This window comes from Methylobacterium sp. Leaf111 (assembly GCF_001423285.1).
GTDB lineage: Bacteria > Pseudomonadota > Alphaproteobacteria > Rhizobiales > Beijerinckiaceae > Methylobacterium.
This window is the reverse complement of record NZ_LMNE01000004.1, coordinates 94,306-116,224: the sequence shown is the minus strand read 5'-3', so window position 1 is coordinate 116,224 and position 21,919 is coordinate 94,306. Positions and strand designations below refer to the sequence as shown.

Below are 21,919 nucleotides of genomic sequence, written 5' to 3'. Positions count from 1 at the left end.
CTGTTCCTGACCCAGGCCTTCCGCATGCGCAACCGCGACCTCGTCTACGTCTCCAACGCCCCCTTCACCGAGGTCCAGAAGGTCCTCTCCGTCTTCTCCACCGTCACCGCACCGGTCACCGCCGGCGCCTCGGTCTACGCGACGGCCCGGTAAGGTGTGCGCCCAGATGCGGACGTGCCGCGTCTGCGACTCACGCCCGCGCCGAAGGTCCCCCTTGCGTTCTGGCGCGGCATCGCGCACGGGTCGCCCAGGCCCGAGCGATGCCGGGAGGCACCGGGCCGTGGACCCGGTGCACGCGCCGAACCTTGGCGGCTGGCCGATCCGCCTCTATCTGTAAGCGAGGTCGACCGAGGCGTGAGACGGGGCGGGATGAGGTTCAGACGCGCGGCCCGGCGCTTCGGGCGCGCCGGCGGCTTGGCTGGCAGCCTGGTCCTCGCCGCCGCGATCCTCGGCGCCGCACCGGCCCGGGCCGACGTGGTGATCGGCGTCGCCGTCCCGCGCTCGGGCGCCTACGTGGCCGTCGGCGAGCAGGTCCTGCGCGGGGTCCAGGCCGCGGCCCGCGATGCCAATGCCAAGGGCGGGCTCGACGGTCAGACCATCGTGCTCGACGTGCAGGACGATGCCTGCGATTCCAACAAGGCCGTGGCGGTGGCCAACCACTACGCGACCCAGGGCGTGCGGCTCGTGGTCGGCCACGTCTGCTCGAACGCATCGCTGGCGGCCTCCGAGGTCTACGCCGCCAACGGCACGGTGATGATCACCGCCGCCTCCGTGGCCGCCAAGCTCACCGATCGGGGTCTGCCGACGATCTTCCGGGTCTGCGGGCGCGACGACGATCAGGCCAAGCTCTCGGCCACCGTACTGGCCGAGCGATTCCGCGAGAAGAAGATCGCCATCCTCAACGACCTGACGCCGGGTTCGCGCAACCTCGCCGCCGCCACGAAGGAAAACCTCAACCGGATCGGCATCAACGAGGCCATCGCCACCGCCTTCGCGGCGGGCGATGCCGATGATGCGGCCCTCGCCGACCGGCTGAAGGAGGCCGGGATCGCGGTGGCGTATTACGGCGGGGACGCCCGCGAGATGGGCCGCCTCGTGCGGATCTCCGCGGAGCGTGGCTTCAAGCCGCAATGGTTCGGGACCTCGGCCATCGCCACCCAGGAATTCGCCACCATCGCCGGGCCGGCCAGCAACGGCGTGCTGATGACCTTCTACCTCGATCCCCGCCGCAAGCCGGAGGCCGCTGCCGTGGTCGCGGCCTTCAAGGCCGAGGGGGTCGAGCCCGAAGGATCGACGATCTACGGCTACGCCGCCCTCCAGGCCCTCGTGGCGGCCGGCAACTTCGCGCACACGGCGGACTCGAAGCGGATCGCCGCCACCCTGCACGCGGAGCGCTTCGATCTCGTGCTCGGCCCGGTGGGGTTCGACGGCAAGGGGGACGTCACCGCTCAGGGCTATGTCCTCTACGTCTGGAACGACGGCGCCTTCACGTACGCCAAGTAACGCGCGCCCGATCGGGCGCAGCCCCCCTGGGCTTGCGCGCCGTCCGGTCCGCCGGCGCGGGGCCTCCGCCCATTTCGGGATCGTTTCCGACCCTTCGCCGTTCGTGAACGGCGGACCTTCGGGCCGCGGGTCGGCCGCGACGCGCCGCAACAGGACGATTCGAGATCTCTCAGCGAGGCGTCATGCCCCCATCCTCCGCGCGCCCGAGCACCGGGCGCCGTGCTCTCCTCTCCGCGGGCCTCGGTGGCGCGGCGACCCTCCTGGTACGCCCCGCCCGGGCCGAGGCGACGCCGGATCTGCGCTGGCGACTGGCTTGCGCCTTCCCCAAGAACCTCGACATCCTGTTCGGCGCGACCGACCAGCTCGCCCGCATCGTCGCGGAGGCCACCGACGGCCGTTTCCAGATCCAGCCCTCGGGGCCCGGCGAGCCGGTGCCCGCCGAGGGCCTCCTCGATGCCGTAGCCGCCGGCACCGTCGAGATGGGCTACGGACCGGCGACCCTGGGGCTCGCCAAGGATCCGACCTTCGCCCTGGCCACCGCCCTGCCCTTCGGCCTGAATGCGCGCGGCCAGAGCGCCTGGTGGCTCCAGGGCGGTGCCGCCGACCTGTTCGGGGAGATCTTCGCCAGGCACGGGCTCGTCGCCCTGCCGGCCGGCAATACCGGCGCGCAGATGGGCGGCTGGTTCCGTCGCGAGATCAAGGCGCAGGCGGACCTCCAGGGCCTGAAGATGCGGATCGGCGGCCTCGGCGGGCAGGTTCTGGCCAAGCTCGGGGTGGTGCCGCAGGCCACCCCGGGACCGGACCTCTACGCCGCCCTCGAGGCCAAGGCGATCGACGCCGCCGAGTGGATCGGCCCCTACGACGACGAGAAACTCGGGCTGCAGAAGGTGGCCCCGACCTATCACTACCCTGGCTTCTGGGAGGGCGCCTCGACGCTGCACCTCTGGATCCAGGCCGAGGCCTGGAAGGGACTGCCCAAGAGCTACCGGGCAGTCCTCCAGGCGGCCGCCGCCCAGGTCCATGCCGACGTGCAGGCCAAGTACGATGCGCGCAACCCCCGCGCCCTGCGCCGCCTCGTGGCGGCCGGTGCGCAGCTGCGTCCGTTCCCGCAGGAGGTGATGGAGCTGGCCCTGAAGGCCGCCAACGACGTCTATGCCGAGATCGGCGCCAAGAACGCCGACTTCAAGCGCATCCACGAGGCGATGAAGACGTTCCGGAACGAGGAATACCTCTGGTTCCAGGTGGCGGAGTACACCTACGACAACTTCATGATCCGGGCCCGTGCGCGTGGCTAGGACGGTCGGGACAGAAAAAAGGCCGCTCCGAAGAGCGGCCCGAAGTCTAGGGAGGAAACGCCCAAGGAGGGCAGCGGGACCGCGACGCCATCGCGGTCCCGCAACGCACAATCTGATCCTCCCACGCGGAATTGCAAGGCGGATAGGGCAGTATCCGTGTCGCTTTTCGTGCTCCGGAACACATTGACCGATTTCTGTATCCAAAATGACGCACCCGAGACGCCGCAAATTCTCATGACCCCGGGAGGGGGGAAGACTCAAGTGAAGCGACATTAGAGGGTTGTTCGAATTCAGTTTTCGCGCCGCCCTATGCCGCATTCTCCCGGGGTCGATTCGGTCGGGGCGGCCCTTTCTGCCTGGGGCGTCGCGATGGGCGGCGGCCCGATCTTTCGTGACGAGCACCAAGAGGCGATGAGCGACGATGGCGATTCAGGCGGGACGGATTCGGATCCTGAAGGAGGCCGAGCCTCGGGCGGCGGGGCGCTACGTGCTCTACCTGCTGCAGCAGGCGAATCGGGCCCACGGGAATCCGGCGCTCGAGCTTGCGATCGAGGAGGCCAACCGGCTCGGCCTGCCGGTGCTCGCCGGCTTCGGGCTGCTCGACGGCAAGAACGGCTTTCCGGAAGCCAATGCCCGGCACTACGCCTTCCTGCTCCAGGGACTCGCCGATGCGGCGTCCGGTCTCGAGGCCCGTGGCATCGGCTTCTGCCTGCGCAAGGCCTCCCCCGCCCGGGTCGCCATCGATCTGGCCAGGGACGCCGCCCTCTTGGTCCTCGACCGGGGCTACCTCGCGATCCAGAAGCGCTGGTACGACGAGATCGTCGCGGCCGTCGACACCCGGATCGTGCAGGTGGAGGGGGACGTCGTGGTGCCGGTTGAGGTCACCTCGCCCAAGCACGAATACGCCGCCCGCACCCTGCGCCCGAAGCTGCACAAGCACCTCGACGACTACGTCGCGCCCCTGACCGCCCGGAGGGTGAAGCATCCGGCCGGGCGCGGCCTGCCGACATCGGAGGTCGACATCGCCGACCCGGCCAAGGTGCTGGCCGGCATGAGCCTCGACCGTGCGGTCGGACCGGTGCGGCGCTTCACCGGGGGGGAGACCGAGGCGCGCCGGCGCCTCAAGGCCTATCTCGCGGGCCCGTTCGCCGATTACGGCAGCGACCGCAACCGGCCGGAGGCCGGGGCGGCCTCCCACATGAGCCCCTACCTGCATTTCGGGCAGATCTCGCCGGTGGAGATCGTGCTGGCGGTTCGGGCCGCCAAGGCGGGCGGGGCCGAGGACAAGGCGTCCTACGTCGAGGAGGTCGTCATCCGCCGGGAACTGGCGATGAACCACGTCCACTACACGGACGGCTACGACCGCTACGAGCGCGCCGTTCCCGAATGGGCCCGCAAGGTCCTGGCCGAACATGCCGACGACGCCCGGCCGAAGACCTATACCGAGACCGAGCTCGCGGAGGGACGGACGCACGACGTCTACTGGAACGCCGCCCAGGCCGAGATGCGTGAGACCGGCTACATGCACAATCACCTGCGCATGTACTGGGGCAAGAAGATCCTCGAATGGTCGCCCACCCCCGAGGAGGGCTTCGCCCGCACGCTGCGGCTCAACAACCGCTACTTCCTCGACGGACGCGACCCGAACTCCTTCACCAACGTCGCCTGGGTCTACGGCCTGCACGACCGGCCCTGGGCCCGTCGCAAGATCTTCGGGACGGTGCGCTACCAGAGCGAGAATTCCCTGCGGAAATTCGACGCCAAGGCCTATCTCCGGACCGTCGAAGACCTCTGCCGGGCGGAGGACAAGGCCTAGGGCCCCGCGGGGTACGCGCCTTGCCTTGAGCTCCTCCCGACCCCCCGCCCCTGACCCGCCCGCCCGAGCCCCGGATCGCATGCCCCGAACCCGTCCTGCCCAGGTGCTGCGCGTGAAGGTGCTGCGCGCCAAGGTCCGGTCCGGGGTGGCCCCGCGCATGCGGCGCCTGCGCGGGGCCACCCGCGACGCGTTCGGGCTGTGGCGCCACCGCCTCCTGTTCCTCGTCGGCGGCATCGGCGTCGGGCTCGCCGCCGTCCTGATGGCGGGTCTCGCCGATGCCGCCCAGGGCGCGTTCCGGCAGGTGCTCGGCGTCTCGCCCCTGGTGGCCCTCGCCCTGACGCCCTTCGGCTTCGCCCTCTGCGCCTGGCTCGCCCGCGAGGTCTTCCCGAACGCCCAGGGATCCGGCATCCCCCAGGTGATCGCGGCGCGCCAGACCGGCCATCTCGCCCTGCGCCGGGCCCTCGTCTCCCTCCGGGTCGCGGCGGGCAAGATCGTGGTGATGAGCCTCGGCCTGCTGTTCGGCGCTTCCACCGGGCGCGAGGGGCCGACGGTGCAGGTCGGGGCCGCGATCATGGCGGCCGCCGGCCACCTCACGCCGGAACGCGTGCCGGGGCTGATCCTCGCCGGCGGTGCGGCCGGGGTGGCGGCGGCCTTCAACACGCCGCTCGCCGGCATCGTGTTCGGGATCGAGGAACTCGGCCGGGCCTACGAGGCCCGCACCGGCGGACTGATCGTCGCCGCCATCGTGGCGGCCGGGCTCACCGCCATGGCGCTCACCGGCAACTACACCTATTTCGGCACGTCGAGCGCCACCCTGCCGTTCGGGCCGGGCTGGATCGCCGTGCCGGTGATCGGGGCGCTGGGGGGGCTGGCCGGCGGCGGGTTCGCCCGCATCGTGATCCTGTTCGCCCGCGGCCTGCCCGGGCGTCTCGGGGCCGCCATCGCCGCCCGTCCCGTCGCCTTCGCGGCGGCCTGCGGTCTCGGGGTCGCCCTGTGCGGCCTCGCCTCGGGTGGAACGATCTACGGCACCGGCTACGAGGAGGCGCGCGCCCTCCTGCACGGCACCGCGGCGTCCCATCCGGACTTCGCGCCCCTCAAGTTCGCCGCGTCGCTGCTCTCGGCGATCAGCGGCATTCCCGGCGGCCTGTTCGCGCCCTCCCTCAGCGTCGGGGCCGGCCTCGGCGCCGCCCTGCAGGACTGGTTCTCCGGCGTGCCGGTGGCCGCCCTCGTGCTCCTCGGCATGGTCGCCTACCTGACGGGAGCCCTGCAGGCACCGATCACCGCCTTCGTCATCGTCACCGAGATGACCCAGGACCACGCCCTGATGATCCCCCTCATGGTGGCGGCGCTCATCGCCGACGCCGTCTCGAAGGCGGTCTGCCGCGAGGGGCTCTATCATGCCCTGGCACACATCCTCCTGGAGCGTGCCGGAACCGAGGCCCGCCCGGCCGGGCCGGCGCCCCCCGGACACGCCGCGCAAAACAGCCGAGCTTGAGCGGAACGCTTGCGTCCCCAGGTGGTTATCGGTCGGTTCCGCGAGCTGGAGTGTTGCGCATGACCCTGTTGAAATGGGCCCTCATCTGTTTCGTGATCTCCCTCATCGCGGGCGGCCTCGGCTTCACCGGGATCGCTTCGGGCGCCGGCTCCCTGGCCCGGATCCTGTTCGGCCTGTTCTTGGTTGTGGCCATCGTCATCGTGGTCGTCGCCTTCGCCATCGGGCAGGCGGTGTTCTAGGGCGGCGTCCGTGGCCGGCCGGATCGCCCTCGTCACCGGCGCCACCTCCGGGATCGGCACCGAGACAGCGCTCGGGCTGGCCCGGGCGGGGTTCCGGGTCGGGCTCGTGGGCCGGGATGCCGGCCGCACCGGCCGCACGGCCGAGCAGATCCGTGGAGCGGTGCCGGGAGCCCGGGTCGACGGCTTCGTCGCCGACCTGTCGAGCCAGGCCGAGATCCGCCGCCTCGCCGCGGAGGTCCGGGCGCTCTATCCGCGCCTCGACGTGCTGGTGAACAACGCCGGGGCGATCTTCGACCGCTACGCCACCACGACGGATGGCATCGAGCGGACCTGGGCGCTGGATCACCTCGCCTATCTCCAGCTCAGCCTCGCCCTCCTCGATCACCTGAAGGCCGGTGCGCCGGCCCGCATCGTCAACGTGGCCTCGACGGCGCATCGGCGTGGTCGCATCGCCTTCGACGATATCGGCCATGCGCGGCGCTACAGCGCGATCGCCGCCTATTCCCAGGCCAAACTCGGCAACGTGCTGTTCAGTGCGGCCCTGGCACGGCGGCTCGCAGGCACCGGCGTCACCAGCAACGCTCTCCATCCCGGCGTCATCGCCAGCGGTTTCGCGTCGGAGACCGGCGGCTGGTTCGGCCTCGGCTGGCGTCTGATCCGCCCGTTCATGACGAAGCCCGCGGACGGCGCGGCGACCTCCCTGTACCTCGCCACCGCGCCCGCGGTCGAAGGCCGCACGGGTCTCTATTTCGACCGGTGCGCGCCGGTGGAGCCCTCGGCCCGAGGCCGGGACACGGCGCTTCAGGAACGGGTCTGGGCCTTCAGCCTGGCACAGCTCGGCCTAGCGGATCCGACCGGCAACTGACGACGAAGGCCGCCCTCACTCCCGACGACAGGGTGTCTGAAATCGTTTTCATGCACTGGGCGCATGCCCGCTCCCTCACGGAAGCAATTGCATGGTGCGGTGCAAGATGGCATCTGATCGCCATGCACCGCGGCGATGGCGTCGCCGCGGTGTGCCCTTCTTGGGCGTTTCCTCCCTAGACTTCGGGCCGCTCCCTCATCGGGGCGGCCTTTTTTTCTGTCCAGTGGAAGGGCGTTCTATCCGCCCCGGGACGCGCCGACAAGCACAATTGTGCGCAATCGCACCTCGAGACGCAGACATTATTCTGCGCCGCTCCCGGGAGAGGACGCAGGATCGTCCGCGTCAGGCGGCCGGGGCGTCCGCCAGGAAGGCGCCGGACAGGGCCTGGGCGATCAGCGCCCGCGTCTCGGCGACTCCGTAGAGGGCGATGAACGAGCCGAATCGTGGGCCGCGCGCCTCACCGAACAGCACGTTGTAGATCGTGGTGAACCAGGCCTGCGACACGCCGGGGCGCCCGTCCGGGCTCTTGGCCTTGCCGGACAGGTCCGGGAAGTGCCGGCGTCCGACCTCGTAGACCACCGCCTGCAGGCCCTCCGGATCGACGGAGCCCTCGTGCGCCGCGAGGGTCTGCGCGAGATCCTCCAGGGCCGCCCGCTCCGCCTCGGTGGCCGCCCGGTAGGTCTTGGCCGGGCGCACCAGGTCCCGGAAGTAGGCCAGCGCGTGGCCGACGAGGCGGGCGAGGACGGGGTGGGTCTCCGGCCCCACATCCGGGTCGTAGCGGCGGATGAAGCCCCACAGCACGGCCGGGTCCTCGGTGTTGGCCACCGCCGCGAGGTTGAGGAGCATGGCGAAGGTGAGGGCCCCCCCCTTGCCGACCGCCTCGGCCGCCGGCGGATGCCCGGCATGCAGGTGCCAGACCGGGTTGCCGAGCTTCTGGGCCGGCTCCTGGCCCGGGAACTTCTCCAGGAAGCTCAGATAGTCGTCGACTTGGCGCGGGATCATCTCGACGAACAGGCGCTTGGCCTCGCGCGGCTTGTTGTACATGAACAGCGCCAGGCTGTCGGCCGTGCCGTAGACGAGCCACTCGTCGATCGAGAGGCCGTTGCCCTTCGACTTCGAGATCTTCTTGCCGTCCTTGTCGAGGAAGAGTTCGTAGTTGAACCCCTCCGGCGGTTCGCCGCCCAACGCCCTGGCGATCTCGCCGGAGAGCTTGACGGAATCGATCAGGTCCTTGCCGGCCATCTCGTAGTCGATGCCGAGGGCCACCCACCGCATCGCCCAGTCGGGCTTCCACTGCAGCTTGGCGTGCCCGCCGGTCACCGGAGTCTCGTACCCCTCGCCGGTCTTGGGGTCGCGCCAGACCAGGGTCCCGGCCGAGACCCGGACCTCGTCGATGGCCACCTGCATCACCTCCCCCGTCACCGGGTGGATGGGCAGGAACGGCGAGTAGCTCGCGGAGCGCTCGGCCCGCAGCGACGGCAGCATGATCGCCATCACGGCGTCGTAGCGCTCCAGCACCGTGAGGAGGGCCGTGTCGAACACGCCCGAACGGTAGCATTCGGTCGCCGAGCGGAACTCGTAGTCGAAGCCGAAGGCGTCGAGGAAGCGGCGCAACTCGGCGTTGTTGTGCGCGCCGAAGCTGTCATGGGTGCCGAACGGGTCCGGGACGCGGGTCAGGGGCTGGTTCAGGGCACCGATCAGCAGGGGCTTGTTCGGCACGTTGTCCGGCACCTTCCGCAGGCCGTCCATGTCGTCCGAGAAGGCGATCAGCCGGGTCGGCACGCTGTCGTTGGTGAGGACCCGGAAGGCGTGGCGCACCATCGAGGTCCGCGCGACCTCACCGAAGGTGCCGATATGCGGCAGGCCCGAGGGTCCGTAGCCGGTCTCGAAGAGGACTTCCGATTTCGGGCGGCGTTCCAGCCGCGCCACGAGCTTGCGCGCCTCCTCGAAGGGCCAGGCCGCGGCGGTGGCGGCCGCCGCGATGAGATCGGGGTCGGAGGGAAGCGGGGACGGCATGGGGACAGCGTCAGTTCTGCAAGGATGGGGAAACGGGAGATCGCGAAGGCCGGCACCGTAGGGAGGGCGACCCGGAGGGTCAACGCGGATCGATCGACCGGCATCCGGCCCTGGAAACGCGGTCGAAACCGTGTGCGGTCTGACGGCGCTCCGCCGGATTCCGGTCCCGAGCGTCTCATGCCGCGCCCGTGTCCCCTCGGGCTTGCCGTGCTGTCGCACCTGACGCCCTTCCCCCTCCCGGCCGGAGCTGCGTCGACGCGAACCTCGATGCCGGCAGCGGCATTCCGACGGACTCGAGACGGGCACCCGACGGCGGGCGCTGACGGCCGCGATGGCGACAGGATCCCGCAGGTCCTGCGCCTTCGTTCCCGCCGGGCCGCGCAACGGCGGTGGCGGGCGCAGCGGCCGATGCACCGGCCGCGGGTCTGACGTGTTCCCGGCGCCGTCCGGCTTCACACCATCGCCGCGGGTGTCTGCGAGACACCGTCCCGTTCCGTTGCACGGCCCCGTCCGGCGCACCCGAAAGGCTCCATGTCGGTCCGCTCCATGCCCGCGCGCTCCATGTCTCCCCGTTCCCTGTCCGCACGCTCCGTCCCGGCGAGATCGAAGATCACGCGGGCCGCACCCGCCGCGCTTCGCGCGATCGCGCGGGCGGCCCGCCCCGCCGAGACGCGCGCCACCCGGCTCCTGTTCCTCATCGTCGGCTTCGGCGTCGCGGCCTGGGCGCCCCTGGTGCCCCTCGTGAAGGCGCGGGCGGGTCTGGATGACGGCCGGCTGGGCCTGCTCCTCCTCTGCCTCGGCATCGGCTCCCTGGCCACCATGCCGGTGGCGGGCGCCCTGGCGGGGCGCTTCGGCACCCGCCCCGTGCTGGCGGTCGCCGTGTTCGTCACCGGAACGGCCCTGATGGTGCTCTCCCGCGCCGCCGGCCTGCCCGTCCTCGCCGCCGCCCTGACCGGCCTCGGCATCGGCCTCGGCCTGCTTGACTGCCTCATGAACCTTCAGGCGGTGGCGGTGGAGCGCCGGGCGGAGCGCCCGATGATGTCGGGCTTCCACGGCCTCTACAGCCTCGGCTGCATCCTGGGGGCCGCCGGCTTCAGCGCGCTCTTGAGCCTCGGCCTGACGCCGGCGGCCGCGACCCTGGGGGTGGTCGCCGCCATCGCGGCCGCTTTCCTCGTGGCCCTGCCTGGCATCCTGCCGGCGGTGGCGGACGGTCCCGGCGGCCCGGCCTTCGCCCTGCCGCGCGGCCCCGTGCTCGGCATCGGGCTCCTGTGCTTCGTGGTCTTCCTCACGGAGGGCTCGGCCCTCGACTGGAGCGGCGTCTTCCTGATCCAGGAACGCGGCCTCGATCCGGCCCGGGCCGGCCTCGGCTACGCGGCCTTCTCGCTGACCATGACGGCGGGCCGCCTCTCCGGCGACGCCCTCGTGCGCCGGATCGGCCGCCGCCGCATCGTCGTCCTGGGCGCGCTCCTCGCCGCCGCCGCGCTCGGCCTCGCGACGGCGGTGCCGCTCTGGCCGGCGACGCTCCTCGGCTATGCCCTGGTGGGGGCGGGCTGCGCCAACATCGTGCCGGTGCTGTTCACCGCCGCCGGCCGGCTGGAGACCGTGCCCGCCGTCCTCGCGATCCCGGCCGTGACCACGCTGGGCTATGCCGGGGTGCTGGCCGGCCCCGCCGCGATCGGGCTCCTCGCCCATGCCACCAGCCTGACCCTGGCCTTCCTCGCGGTGGCCGCCCTCCTGCTCGCGGTCGCGGTCGCGGCCGGTGCCGGGCGCCTGCGCCTCTGAGGGGCGATCACCCGGGGACGGGTTCGGCCAGGGGGGCCGGCCAGGAGAAGCGGACGTTGCCGTCGTGCAGGCCGGCGAGCACGACCTCGATGCCGCCCGACCGGATCATCCAGTCGAGGCGATGGTCGCGGTATTCGCGGCGGCGTCCGCCGGAAGTGTAGAGGTCGGGGGCCTCGGCCATCCGGGCGGCGGCCGCGTCGAACTCGGCGAAGGTCGCCGCCACCGCGGGGCGCGCACTCACCCGGGCGTGCCAGCGGGCGAGCGGGGTCCCCGGCGCCGGCCCGAGGCCGTAATGCACCGAGCGGTTGACCATCGGGGCCGCCGCCGCGTCGGCCCAGCCGAAGCCCGCACCGCCGAACCACGCGGCCGCGCCGAGGCGCTCCGACAGCCAGCCCTGGAGCACCGCCGTCTGCGCCGCCGCCTGGGCGCGCAGGTGCGCGGCGAGGTCTCCGGTGGCCCGGCGGAACCACAGCACCTCGCCGAACCCCCAGTTCACCGCCTCGTACTGGGTGTCGCAGACCTCCTCGGTGAGCCGTGCGAAGGCCCGCGCCGCGGGCTCGGCCGGCAGCAGGGGCGGCTCCGGCCAGCGCTCCTCGACGTATTCGAGGATCACCGTGGATTCGAACAGCGTCACGTCCCCGTCGAGGAGCACCGGCACCTCGGTGCGGGGATTGGCGGCCGCGAAGGGCCCCGCGTCCCGTCCCGTGCCGAAGCTCTCGGGAAGCTCCGCCGTGAACGGCACGCCCTTCTCGCGCAGCGCGATCTTGATCTTCTGGGCGTAGGACGAGAGCGGGTGCTCGTAGAGCAGCATGGTGGAAGGCTCCTCGGTGCGCGGGATGCGGCCCGCCTCAACGCCCGGTCGCCTCGGGCAGAGGGCCGGGCTGCGGGATCGGCGCGCCGGTTCCTAGAACGGGCTCACCGGGAAGAACCGCAGGTACAGCTCGGCGTATTTCCCCTCGTCCCAGAGGCGCTGGAGCGCGTCGTCGAGCGCCCGCGACAGGGCCGGGTCGTCGGAGCGGGTGACGAGGCCGATGCCCTCGCCGAAGTAGCGGTTCTCGAGGTAGTCGCCGCCCGTGAAGGCGCAGCAGCCCGCGGCCTCGACGCCGCCGATCCAGAGGGCGAGGTTGAGGCCGTCGGCGAAGACGTAGTCGACCTCGCCCCGGCGCAGGGCGCCCTCGGCGGTGGCGAGGTCGGTGAAGTCCTTGGCGGCGGCCTTGGGGAAGAACGCCTTCAGATAGGCCGCGTGGGCGGTGCCGCCGACCACGCCGACGCTCCGATCCGCCAGGGCGGTCGCCGAGGGGGCGGGGAGGCCCTTGTCGGTGCGGGCGGCGAAGCGGGCCGGCCAGCGGAAATAGGGGCGCGTGGCGAGGAAGCGGGCGCGCAGGGCCGGCGTCAGGGGGATCGCCGCGGCGACCACGTCCCCCTGCCGTTCGGCCAGGGCGTCGAGGAGGGTGTCGAAGCGCCGGGCCTGAACCGTGCAAGTCATGGCCAGGCGCTCGCAGACCGCGCGGGCGAGCTCCACCACGAAGCCGGTGGGCGTGCCGTCGGGGCCGGCGAAGTGCAGGGGCGGGAAGTCGTCGTCGGTGAGGAAGCGGACCGTGCGCGCGCTCGGCTGGGTTTCCATGCGCTCCTGGCGGGCGCGCGGGTTCCAGAAGTTGGGGATCGTCACGCCCTCGGCACGGGCCGCCGGAGCGGAGCCGAGGCCGCACACGACCGCCGCCAGTGCACAAGCCGCCGCCCGGCCCCGACGCCGCCTTGCCTTTCGGCCGGCAAACGCGGAAGTTGCAATCGTGGCGCGTGGGTTGCGCGTGGAAACGGACTGGCTCACGGCCCTCCCCTAGCACATCCACGGGCCGCCGGGAGGTCGCGCACGGTGTCGCTTCGCGGTTTCAGCACCCCCGACGGCCGGACCGCGCCCCTGCTGTCTGACCCCTTGCCGCCCGAACCCCTGCCGCCCGAGATCGCGTTCCTCGCGCGCCAGGGCTTCGACGCGGGCCGCCTGGCGCGGGCCGCCGCTCTGGCGCGGACCTGCGGCACCGATGCCGCCGCGGCCCTGATTCACGCCGACCTGATCACCGAGGAGGCCTATTACCGCGGCCTCGCCGCCGCCCTCGGCGTCCCGTTCCTGGCCGGCGACCTGCGCCTCGGCGAGGGCACCCGCTATCCCGACAGCCTCGTGGCCGGGGTCGCGCCCCTGATGGCCCCGGGGCCCGCCACGGTCCGCGCCCCGCGCGGGGCCGCCATCGCCACGCTGCTGCGGACGGGTACGCGCGCGGCCATCACCACGCCGCGGGCCCTGCAGGCGGCGGCGTTCGCCGCCAACCCGGTGGGCATCGCGGCCGCCGCCGCCGATACGCTCCAGCGCCACCGGCCCGACTGGGCGCTGGGGGCGGACACGCAGGGGCCGCACCTCGCCATCGCGGGCCTTGTCCTCGGGGCCGTCGGCATCGCCGCGGCGTTCCTCCCCGCCCCCGTGCTGGTCGGCGCCTGGACCCTGATGCAGCTCGGCTTCCTCGTCATGGTCACGGTCCGCATCGCCGCCGTCAGCGTCGAGGCGGACCGGCCGCCCGAGGCGGCGCTGCCGGACACTGCCCTGCCGGTCTACACGGTGCTGGTGGCGCTCCACCGCGAGGCCGCGGTCGTGCCACGGCTCGTGGCGGCCCTGTCGCGCTTCGACTATCCGGTGGCCAAGCTCGACATCAAGCTGGTGATCGAGGCGGATGACGGCGAGACCGACGGGGCCCTGGCGACGGCGGCGCTTCCGGCCCGGTTCGAGGTCGTCCGGGTGCCGGCGGGCCTGCCCCGCACCAAGCCGCGCGCCCTCAATGCCGCCCTGCCCCTGGCCCGCGGCGCCTGCCTCGTGGTCTACGACGCCGAGGACGTGCCCGACCCGGGTCAGCTCCGGGCGGCGGCGACGCGCTTCGCCCGCAGCTCCCGCACCACGGCCTGCCTCCAGGGCCGCCTCGTCATCGACAACATGGATGACGGGCGCCTCACGCGGTGCTTCGCCATTGAGTACGCCGCCCTCTTCGACGTCCTGATCCCGGCCCTCGCCTCCTGGTGCGTGCCGATTCCTCTCGGGGGCACCTCGACGCATTTCCGCGGCCTTATGGAGCAAATGCACCAAAAAGCACGGTAGGTAAAGGCCTACGTCATCGCCTATGATGGCAGAATGGACGATCAAAGCCTCATCAACGGACTGCTCGCCAAGCGCGAGGAACTGAGCCGAGAGAACGCCGATCTGCGCGAGCGCATGGCGATCCTCTCCAACAACATAGAGGCCCTAGACAGGGTTCTGGAGGCGTGTGGGTTCAGGGGCGAGCTAGAGGGCTCCACGCCCCGCGCGGCCCGTATCGTGCTGTTCTACCGCAACGAGCTACGGGACTACCTCTTGGCCGAGTTACGCAAGGCAGGGGAGCCGCTGACGGCCCGCCAGTTAGCGCTTCTAGTTTGCCAGACAGAGGGGAAGGACGGCCGCGATCGGCGCTTGCTGGCCGATGTCACGCGCCGTGTTGGCTGCGCGCTCAGGAAGATGCGCGCGAGCCGGATGGTGGAGGGGGAGCGGACGCAGGCGGGGCAGGTTTGGGGGCCCACCAAATAGTCATCTGGATAAGGACTATATAAAGCCTATCTCGTGGCCACAAACTCTCTGAAGTACTTAGCGGAACGACGAGTCCGCTTCTTTCATTTGACTATATAGCGAGAATTGAAGGACTAGGCCGTTAATCAGAGCTTCGTCAGTATTTGACAAAGATAGATCCCACATAGAAGTGAGCACGCCGTCTTGGGCGGCAGCCTCGTTCATGATCGGCTCAATGCAAGCCAATTCCAGTTTTTGGAACGCTGCATAGGCACGACGGCGATCATCGAACGGTCGCTTGTGGAATGGGTGCTGTACGATACCGCAAGAGCTTTTCATTGCCAGCATAGCGTTCGCGAACACATACTCTTCGCGGTCTACGTTCTGGGGATCAATGTCACCGGGCGGCCGAATAGGCTTTACAGCTGCAATAGCAGCGCAAGTCAGGGCTGCCTGCTTGATAACATCGGTTCCGTGGCCGGGGACAAGGTAAAGCTCTTTGTAGGCATGCGTAAGCGAGAAGTAGACGTCGGCTAAAATGGCCGGCATCTGCTCATGATACTGCATCCCAAGCCCTGACATTGCCGGAGAGGCAAGGTGCCGATCTATTGCGTGCTGAAAATAAGCTACCCGCGCAGAAATTAACTCTGCGGATCTTCCTGCGACAGGCAATTTCGGCCCCTAAACTTTTCTGTACCGAGAGCGGCTTAATTGCTTATACGACGACGCAGCTCAGAAAAGAACTCTACCTCTGAAGCCGAAACGGCGTCTTCCGCACTATCAAAGTTGCGTGTCCATTCGGCAACGTTAGGCGGTTCAGCGTGGTTGTCGTCCTTGACGGAACGCGCACGCTCGACAGCCGGGCCACCGAGAGTGAGTGGAGCCAAGAGTCTTGGGTCTGCTGAAGCAGCCATGCGAGTTCCCCTTAAAATACAAAAAATCCCGCAACGGGTGCGGGAGCGCGCCGTATGATCTGAAACGCGCGATCTGTCAAGTTGTTCAAGGTCGGCGCTCCCAATCAGGGCGATCCCATAAGCCCACATATAGTCTCTAGACGTCACGCCCTCATGGGCCAAAGAATTTAGTTACCCACAGCCGGTTGCCAGAAAGGATACGCATCGGAGCACTTTTGATCTTTAGCGTTGCCAGTAACCCTTCCAAGTGCGGCTAACCGGCGACATCATTGCCAGACGGATTGTGAGAGAGAACGCCTCTCCGTTCGGAAGGCGACGGTTATCCTCCTTCCAAGCAGCCTCGGCGGCGTACTGGTGAAGGTAGCGAGCCGTGACGAAGTGGTGCTGGCCAGCCACCATCCGGCGTAGGCGGGCAAAGAAGCTCTCGGCTTGGTTCGTGTTTGCGCCGTCCGCTGAGTAGGCCAGCGAGTGATTGATGCGGCCCGCGTCGGGGAACTTAGCTTCCAGATCGTCCCAGTGGGTCGCCTCGTCGGCATAGACCTTGGAACCGTGGGCGACGTGCTGCTCGGCCAGCTTCACGCCCTCAGCCTCGCGCTTGGCAACGAACGTCAGGGTGCGGCCCTTGCGCTGGCGCATGACGATGACGACGCGGCGACCGTCCGAGAGGTTGGCCTTGAGGCGACGGTCCTTCCGATCCTCCTTGCGGTTCTCAGGGCGCACGGTGCCGCCGAAGTACGCGCCATCAATCTCAACTTCACCCTCAAGGTCATGCCCGGCCGTCTCAGCCGCAAGGGCTTCGCGCAGCTTGTGAGCCAGCACGAAGGCCGTCTTGTAGGAGACGTCCAGATCGCGGCCGAGTTGGAGAGCCGAAAGGCCCTTAACGGCGTTCACGAAGATCGCGACGGCGGCGCACAGGTCCGTGAAGGCGAGTTTCCGGCTGGCGAAGATCGTGCCCGACGTAACGCTGAACTGCTTGCCGCAACCGGCGCACTTGAAGCGACGGCGGGTCGTGATGTTGTAGTGGTCCAGGCACCCGCAGGCAGGGCACACGGGCTCGCCATCCGTCAGAGGCCAGCGAAGGCGCTTGAAGGTCTGGTAGGCCTGGTCCTCGCCACCCTTGTAGATCGCCTTGAGCGAGAGGGTCCGAGCGGCTGAGGAGAGGAGGAAGTGAGAAGCCATTGCCATCGTCTTGCGTGCTTATGCATCGCATATGATGGCATAACGGCTTACTGGTCAAGCGAAATCGTATCGCGTATGATGGCATCCATCATCGAATAGGATGCGAGTGCCATGACCGAAGGCGTTGAGGAACACTGGGATACGCGCGTGAAGGCGATCCTGAAGGCCGAGCTGAAGCGGAAGGGCGTGACCTACGCCCAGCTTGTCGAGAAGCTGGCAGCAATCGGCGTAAAAGAGACAGAGCCGAACATTCGCAACAAGCTCGCGCGCGGGAAGTTTACGGCGGTATTTTTTCTGCAATGCCTAGTCGCAATTGGCGCCACGGAAGTGCGCCTGTGACGGGGCAGGAAGATGCCGGCGGACACCTATGAGCTTTTTCGTCTGACGCTCATCAAGCGTCGTCACAACGATCTTTTTGAACCGTTTGACGAGACACGCGAGGACTATATTCGATCCGTTTTCAGCAGACGGATCGAATTTGAGCACCATGGAACAGCGTTCTCATACATTCCCATTGAAACCGATTTGATTACGGGGGCGATCGTTGGGAAGGTTGGACGGCAGATACGTGTCCCCGAAAACGCTCCACCAGAGGAAGATTTTGATGAGCAACTGCGAGATGTCTGGAAGGCATCTGTAATTGCAGTCGACCCTACGCCTGGAAGGGACGGTCAAAAAGTATCAATTCAGAGAGACAAAAAGATCGGCAGGTCTTTCTCCGTTCTAAGATCAATTGCAAAAGAAATAAACAAAAACTTCTTGTCGCCTTACACGCTCGAAATTCAGCCAATATTTAGCTCGCAAACTTTTTGGGAATTCGCGGAGAAGCACAAGGGTAACATCACTTCTCTGACGTTTGACTTTGTTGTGCCGAACGGGATTTGGAACGCCGACTCACATCTCAAGGACGAACTTAGGTCGGCGGGTGAGACAATGAACGCCGAGGAAGTTACGACGACCATCAAGAGCGAGACGGGCATAATCACCAATAGCCCACCGGTAGAAGAAGCTTTGGCATACATTGAAAAAGGAAGCGGCTCCGCAACAGCAAAAACTCGTGATGGCCTAACATATAGCTCGACTAGGAAATCAAAAAGAGCTATATTACAGTATGATCTCTCGGGATCTCCTAGGGCCGCAATCGCGCGAGCGCTAATCAGTTTGGCAAAGATTTTGGACCATGAGTAAGACTGTTGCGATTTGCGGCTTCTTCTGCTTGGTCACAGCGGTTGTGATCTTTACGTTCACGATGCCGTCCGTTTTAAGCGACGAAAACTTGTTCCTAAAGAATTTCGTCAACCACGAGTATCTTAGCTTCATGGGCGTACTCGTAACGATCACGCTTGCGTCAGCGGCAAACATTCATATCGAACTCAACCGCTATGACGAGGCGCTCGGGAAAAGCGGCTTTGAGAGATCGCGGGCCGATCTTCGTCACTCAGCGATGGCTCTGATTGTCGCCCTATGCGTGTCCCTAGTGACCGTGTTCGTCAAAGGGCTGCTTCCGGAGATTGCAGTGTGGCAGGCGGCCGTAAATGGCCTCGCCTTGATCACGATCGCCTTCAGCATCGTGACCGTGGTCGACCTAACGCTGGCGGCGTTCAGGCTGACACCGCTTCCCAGGAAGCCGGGGCCTCCTGGCGGCTAGGCAATCCGGTATTGTGCAGCAACCGCACTCAATTGATCCGCCGATCTACCGCGACGAGGACACTTTGAAGGTATGTGCGGCGTCGTGAAGAATGTCACTCAATGTCTGCCGGTATTCCCGAATGTTAGCAGCAACCTGCTCCCGCTGCGAAGCATTGGCAGCATCGTCAGGGATGGCGTCGTGAAGCTTTTCAGCTCTGTTGAGCAAAAATTGGGTGCCACGATAGCGAGCTGTATTTAACAGCATTCCGGCTACAATCGGACCCAAGAAGGATATGCCAATCGCAACCCACGGCGCGGCGGCTTCCAACGCAATTTTCCACGAGGGGCTTAACCCCAAGCTATCAACCCAAACGATCATGCCGGAGCCTGTGCCAGCTCCGGCAACCTTCGATAGCGTCCCTTTAGCTTTGGAATTTTCCTTCGAACTCGCCGTTTTTCTAGGCTGCTTTGGCATCCCTTATCCGGCGCTGAACGTCTTTATGGAAACGCTTCAGTTCCGCCGGATTATCGCGGATCGCGCTTTCCGCCGTAATCTCTTTCACGATCCGCCCATTGTGATTGGTGATCACAATTTTAGCTGGGAAAAGCGCTTGGAAAAGAGAACGACCGAGCACGATCAGAGGACCGAAAACAGCCACGGACGAAAGGATTTTGATCGCAATTTCGGCCATGACAAACTCCGGTGCACCTGCCTGAGAATTTCGAGATATGACGAGTGATGGAACGTCAGGCACGATTGCACCGCCGCTCCAGTTTTTTCAAGCGCGAGAAATTCGCTGCGATCTTTAAATGCATGGCTTTAAAAATTGGTGCCAGCGTGGCCAAAAACAATCTGCGTTTCTGGCCTCATTTTTTGAGGGGCCAAAAATTCGCGCTGCAAATCGGAGCGGCTTCACGCATCATGCGGCGCCTCTTCAAAACCGATAAATTTGATGGGTGTTTTTATGGCGTCATCAGAAGCGTACCGCCTTTGGGCGGAAGACCAACTCGCAATCCATAAGCGCTTACTGAAAGGCTTCGAGTCAGGCCGCCACATGTCTGGCGAGCGGTTGGATAACGGCGAGCTTGTAGACCGCACGCAGGAAGCCATGGCCGACTGCCGGCGCATCATCGCCGATCTAGAGGCGCTGCTAAAAAGCTAGCCTCACTCGACGCAATCACCGGCGATACCCTCACCATCGCAGGCGCTTGCATTCGCCATCACCTTGGTGCATTTGCTCCATAAGGCCGCATTTCCGCACCGGCGTCCTGCGCGAACTCCATGGCTGGGACGCGTGGAACGTCACCGAGGATGCCGATCTCGGCATCCGCCTGGCGCGGGCGGGCTACCGCGTGGGCGACCTGCGCAGCGACACCCTGGAGGAGGCGCCGCGCGCGCTCCGGCCCTGGCTGCACCAGCGCACCCGCTGGATGAAGGGGTTCCTGCAGACGAGCCTCACCCATGCCCGCGCGCCCCGCCGGACGCTTCGGCAGCTCGGCCCCCTCGGCACCCTCTGCGCCGTCGCCCTGGTGCCCGGGACGGTGATCTCCGCCCTCGCCTACCCGTTCCTGATGGGCCGGGCGGCCTACGACTTCGCGGCCTTCGCGTGGAGCGGATCCCCGACCTCCGGCGGATTCTGGGCGAACCTCCCCACCGGCACCTCCGTCACCCTGTTCGTCGCCGGCTTGCTCGCGATGCTGCTGCCGGCGGCCCTCGGCTGCGTCCGGCGCGGCTGGTTCGACCTCCTGACCACCGTGCCGGGGATGCCGGTCTACTTCCTGCTCATCAGCCTCGCCGCCTGGTCGGGTCTGTACGAGCTCGTCCGCGCACCGAACCGCTGGAACAAGACCGAGCACGGCCTCGCCCGCACCTCCCGCACCGGCGCGCTGCGCCCGCAGTGAGGGCGGTCCGGCTCAGCCGAGCTCCAGCGCCGCGAGGGTGTCGGCCACCCGCCGGCGCGCCTCCCCCTCCAGCGGCAGGATCGGCCGCGGCGGCGCCGCGCGGCAGAGGCCGAGAAGATCGGCGCAGGCATAGATCACCCGCAGGCTCGAATAGGTCCGGAACAGGTCCCAGAGCGGCGCGAGCCGGGCGTTCAGGCGCTGCGCCTCGGCGGTGTCGCCGGCCTCGACGGCCCTTACGATCGCCAGGGCGGGCCGCGGGAACAGCCCGGCGACGACGCTGTACCAGGCCTCGCCCCCCGCCAGCAGGGCCGCGAGCGCGTTCCAGTCGCCGCTGTAGCCAAGGGAGAACCCGGCCGGCACCACCGCGCGCAGCGCGCCGAGATGCTCCGCCGCCCCGCCCGGCTCCGGCGCCGGGCTCTTGATCGCGACGATGCCCGGAACCCGGGCGAGGCGGCCGACGAGGGCCGGGGTGAACCGGAAATGGGTGGTGCCCGGATTGTCGTAGAGGCAGAGCGGCAGGCCGGATTCCCGCGCCACCGTCTCGCAATGCACGAAGACCTCATCCTCGGTGAGCGGCGTGTAGGACATCGCCGCCAGGAGCCCACCCTCGGCCCCGGCGCCCTTGGCGTCCTGGGCCATCCGCACCGCCTCGTCGGTGCGCAGGGCGCCGACCCCGGCGAGGACCGGTACGCGGCCCGCCACCGCCGCGACGGCGGCCTCCACGGCCCGGCGGCGCTGGTGGCGCGCCAGGAACGGATAGGTGCCGGTACTGCCCAGCAGGCCGATCGAGCCGACCCCGGCCGCGACCAGGGGCTGCAGGAGAGCCTGCAAGGCGCCGAGGTCCACCTGGCCGTCGGCGTTCGAGGGTGTGATCGGGAAGGCCGACAGGACGGTCATGGTCGCTCCGGGGCGGACGCTTCGGGGAGGCACCGGCCCCCGTCGTCGTCAGGGTCGACGGCCCGGCGCCCCGCGGCGCCACGCGATCCTGACAGCCTCGTGCCTACAGCACCTGCGTACCTAAAGCATCTTGGCGAGCTCGGCCGCCGCCTCCTGGGGCGGGCGGGCGAGATTGAGCGCGTTGAGGAAGCGGTTCTGGCCGTTCATCACGTAGACCAGGGCGGTGTGCTCCATCGTGTAGTCGCCGTCCTTGGTCGGCACCTTGCGGACATAGGCCCGGTAGGCCTTCACCGCCGCGTTCACCTCCTCCGGCGAGCCGGTCAGGCCGACGATGCGCGGGTCGAAGCTCGCCAGGTAGGTCTTCAGGGCCGCGGGCGTGTCGCGCTCGGGATCGACGGCGATGAACAGGGCGCGCACGTCCTGGCCCTTCGGTCCGAGGGCCTGGAGCACGTCGCCGATCTGCTGCAGCGTGGTCGGGCACACGTCGGGGCAGTGGGTGAAACCGAAGAACACGAGATGCGTCCGGCCCGCATAATCGCGCTCGGTGACGCGCTGCCCGTCTTGGTTGGTCAGGATGAAGGGGCCGCCGACACTGCTCGTCCCGCCCTCCTGGGTCTTGGGCGCCAGCACCACGAAGGCCGCGACGCAGAGCCCCACGAGGCCGATCGCGAAGGCGAGGAGGGGCAGGAGCGTACGACGCATGGGAACGGCCTTGCGATCCAGGGATGTGGCGGCTTCAGACCACAGGCGCCGCCTCCGGGCAATCCACCAAACCGTCGCCACCAAACCGTCGCCACCAAACGTCGC

22 protein-coding genes and 2 pseudogenes are annotated in these 21,919 nt (G+C 68.1%); 15 read left to right on the top strand and 9 right to left on the bottom strand.

Features of this window, described 5'->3' with window-relative positions; genetic code table 11:
• The 7 genes and pseudogenes from ASF41_RS25940 to ASF41_RS06060 all read left to right on the top strand — a co-directional run.
• A pseudogene (locus tag ASF41_RS25940) lies at nt 1–153 on the top strand (sugar transporter); the annotation flags it as partial.
• A 216-nt stretch (nt 154–369) separates the two neighbouring features.
• Complete coding sequence (locus ASF41_RS06085) at nt 370–1,503, top strand: branched-chain amino acid ABC transporter substrate-binding protein (protein ID WP_056213606.1); 1,134 nt, start codon at nt 370–372, stop codon at nt 1,501–1,503.
• 182 nt (nt 1,504–1,685) lie between these two features.
• Entirely contained in the window at nt 1,686–2,798 is a 1,113-nt protein-coding gene (locus ASF41_RS06080; protein WP_056491655.1) for a TRAP transporter substrate-binding protein, read from the top strand.
• Nucleotides 2,799–3,219: 421 nt separating this feature from the next.
• Complete coding sequence (locus ASF41_RS06075; RefSeq protein ID WP_056350668.1) at nt 3,220–4,614, top strand: deoxyribodipyrimidine photo-lyase; 1,395 nt, start codon at nt 3,220–3,222, stop codon at nt 4,612–4,614.
• 157 nt (nt 4,615–4,771) lie between these two features.
• Nucleotides 4,772–6,109, top strand: coding sequence for a chloride channel protein (locus ASF41_RS06070; protein WP_056491685.1), 1,338 nt, complete (start codon nt 4,772–4,774; stop codon nt 6,107–6,109).
• Nucleotides 6,110–6,168: 59 nt separating this feature from the next.
• Nucleotides 6,169–6,348, top strand: coding sequence for a DUF1328 domain-containing protein (locus ASF41_RS06065; RefSeq protein WP_056213599.1), 180 nt, complete (start codon nt 6,169–6,171; stop codon nt 6,346–6,348).
• Between the two features lie 10 nt (nt 6,349–6,358).
• On the top strand, nt 6,359–7,213 hold the full coding sequence (locus ASF41_RS06060; RefSeq protein ID WP_056491652.1) for an SDR family oxidoreductase: 855 nt from the start codon (nt 6,359–6,361) through the stop codon (nt 7,211–7,213).
• A 342-nt stretch (nt 7,214–7,555) separates the two neighbouring features.
• Here ASF41_RS06060 and ASF41_RS06055 read toward each other — a convergent pair whose 3' ends face one another.
• A complete protein-coding gene (locus tag ASF41_RS06055; protein WP_056271987.1) occupies nt 7,556–9,229 on the bottom strand; it encodes a lysine--tRNA ligase in 1,674 nt (557 codons plus the stop codon).
• A 561-nt stretch (nt 9,230–9,790) separates the two neighbouring features.
• Between ASF41_RS06055 and ASF41_RS06050 the strand changes: the two genes are divergently transcribed.
• Nucleotides 9,791–11,011 carry an MFS transporter gene (locus ASF41_RS06050; RefSeq protein ID WP_156653216.1) on the top strand — a complete coding sequence of 407 codons (1,221 nt, stop codon included), beginning with the start codon at nt 9,791–9,793 and terminating at the stop codon, nt 11,009–11,011.
• 7 nt (nt 11,012–11,018) lie between these two features.
• On the opposite strand, the gene ASF41_RS06045 is transcribed toward ASF41_RS06050, so the two are convergent.
• Both ASF41_RS06045 and ASF41_RS06040 read right to left on the bottom strand, forming a co-directional pair.
• Nucleotides 11,019–11,822, bottom strand: a complete 804-nt coding sequence (locus tag ASF41_RS06045; protein WP_056491647.1) for a glutathione S-transferase family protein — start codon at nt 11,820–11,822, stop codon at nt 11,019–11,021.
• Nucleotides 11,823–11,915: 93 nt separating this feature from the next.
• On the bottom strand, nt 11,916–12,734 hold the full coding sequence (locus ASF41_RS06040; RefSeq protein ID WP_056491680.1) for a transporter substrate-binding domain-containing protein: 819 nt from the start codon (nt 12,732–12,734) through the stop codon (nt 11,916–11,918).
• Between the two features lie 150 nt (nt 12,735–12,884).
• Here ASF41_RS06040 and ASF41_RS06035 point away from each other — a divergent pair, with 150 nt between their 5' ends.
• Both ASF41_RS06035 and ASF41_RS06030 read left to right on the top strand, forming a co-directional pair.
• Nucleotides 12,885–14,150, top strand: a complete 1,266-nt coding sequence (locus ASF41_RS06035) for a glycosyltransferase (protein WP_244479578.1) — start codon at nt 12,885–12,887, stop codon at nt 14,148–14,150.
• A gap of 33 nt (nt 14,151–14,183) precedes the next feature.
• A complete protein-coding gene (locus tag ASF41_RS06030; RefSeq protein WP_056491643.1) occupies nt 14,184–14,612 on the top strand; it encodes a hypothetical protein in 429 nt (142 codons plus the stop codon).
• A gap of 57 nt (nt 14,613–14,669) precedes the next feature.
• Here ASF41_RS06030 and ASF41_RS24645 read toward each other — a convergent pair whose 3' ends face one another.
• Nucleotides 14,670–15,158 carry a hypothetical protein gene (locus ASF41_RS24645; protein ID WP_156653215.1) on the bottom strand — a complete coding sequence of 163 codons (489 nt, stop codon included), beginning with the start codon at nt 15,156–15,158 and terminating at the stop codon, nt 14,670–14,672.
• Nucleotides 15,159–15,727: 569 nt separating this feature from the next.
• Nucleotides 15,728–16,684 (bottom strand): IS1595 family transposase, encoded by a 957-nt coding sequence (locus ASF41_RS06025; RefSeq protein WP_056491641.1) that lies wholly within the window; start codon nt 16,682–16,684, stop codon nt 15,728–15,730.
• 111 nt (nt 16,685–16,795) lie between these two features.
• On the opposite strand from ASF41_RS06025, the gene ASF41_RS06020 reads away from it, so the two are divergent.
• The 3 genes from ASF41_RS06020 to ASF41_RS06015 are packed head-to-tail and all read left to right on the top strand — an operon-like array spanning nt 16,796 to nt 18,332.
• Nucleotides 16,796–17,023: a DUF6471 domain-containing protein gene (locus ASF41_RS06020; RefSeq protein ID WP_056491639.1), complete on the top strand. Its 228-nt coding sequence runs from the start codon at nt 16,796–16,798 to the stop codon at nt 17,021–17,023.
• A 12-nt stretch (nt 17,024–17,035) separates the two neighbouring features.
• Nucleotides 17,036–17,872, top strand: coding sequence for a hypothetical protein (locus ASF41_RS24640; protein WP_156653214.1), 837 nt, complete (start codon nt 17,036–17,038; stop codon nt 17,870–17,872).
• Nucleotides 17,865–18,332, top strand: coding sequence for a hypothetical protein (locus ASF41_RS06015; RefSeq protein WP_056491637.1), 468 nt, complete (start codon nt 17,865–17,867; stop codon nt 18,330–18,332). Before ASF41_RS24640 ends, ASF41_RS06015 begins: the two co-directional genes overlap by 8 nt.
• Before the next feature lie 45 nt (nt 18,333–18,377).
• Here the strand turns inward: ASF41_RS06015 and ASF41_RS24635 are convergent, their stop codons facing one another.
• Entirely contained in the window at nt 18,378–18,788 is a 411-nt protein-coding gene (locus ASF41_RS24635) for a hypothetical protein (protein WP_156653213.1), read from the bottom strand.
• On the bottom strand, nt 18,772–19,005 hold the full coding sequence (locus ASF41_RS24630) for a hypothetical protein (protein WP_156653212.1): 234 nt from the start codon (nt 19,003–19,005) through the stop codon (nt 18,772–18,774). Before ASF41_RS24630 ends, ASF41_RS24635 begins: the two co-directional genes overlap by 17 nt.
• Before the next feature lie 261 nt (nt 19,006–19,266).
• Between ASF41_RS24630 and ASF41_RS25775 the strand changes: the two genes are divergently transcribed.
• Together ASF41_RS25775 and ASF41_RS06005 are read left to right on the top strand one after the other, a co-directional pair.
• On the top strand, nt 19,267–19,476 hold the full coding sequence (locus ASF41_RS25775; protein WP_056491635.1) for a hypothetical protein: 210 nt from the start codon (nt 19,267–19,269) through the stop codon (nt 19,474–19,476).
• Nucleotides 19,477–19,564: 88 nt separating this feature from the next.
• Nucleotides 19,565–20,215 (top strand): annotated as a pseudogene (locus ASF41_RS06005) (glycosyltransferase family 2 protein); the annotation flags it as partial.
• Nucleotides 20,216–20,227: 12 nt separating this feature from the next.
• Here the strand turns inward: ASF41_RS06005 and ASF41_RS06000 are convergent.
• On the bottom strand, nt 20,228–21,112 hold the full coding sequence (locus tag ASF41_RS06000) for a dihydrodipicolinate synthase family protein (protein WP_056491631.1): 885 nt from the start codon (nt 21,110–21,112) through the stop codon (nt 20,228–20,230).
• Nucleotides 21,113–21,232: 120 nt separating this feature from the next.
• Nucleotides 21,233–21,814 (bottom strand): SCO family protein, encoded by a 582-nt coding sequence (locus tag ASF41_RS05995; protein ID WP_056491629.1) that lies wholly within the window; start codon nt 21,812–21,814, stop codon nt 21,233–21,235.
• Between the last annotated feature and the right edge of the window lie 105 nt (nt 21,815–21,919).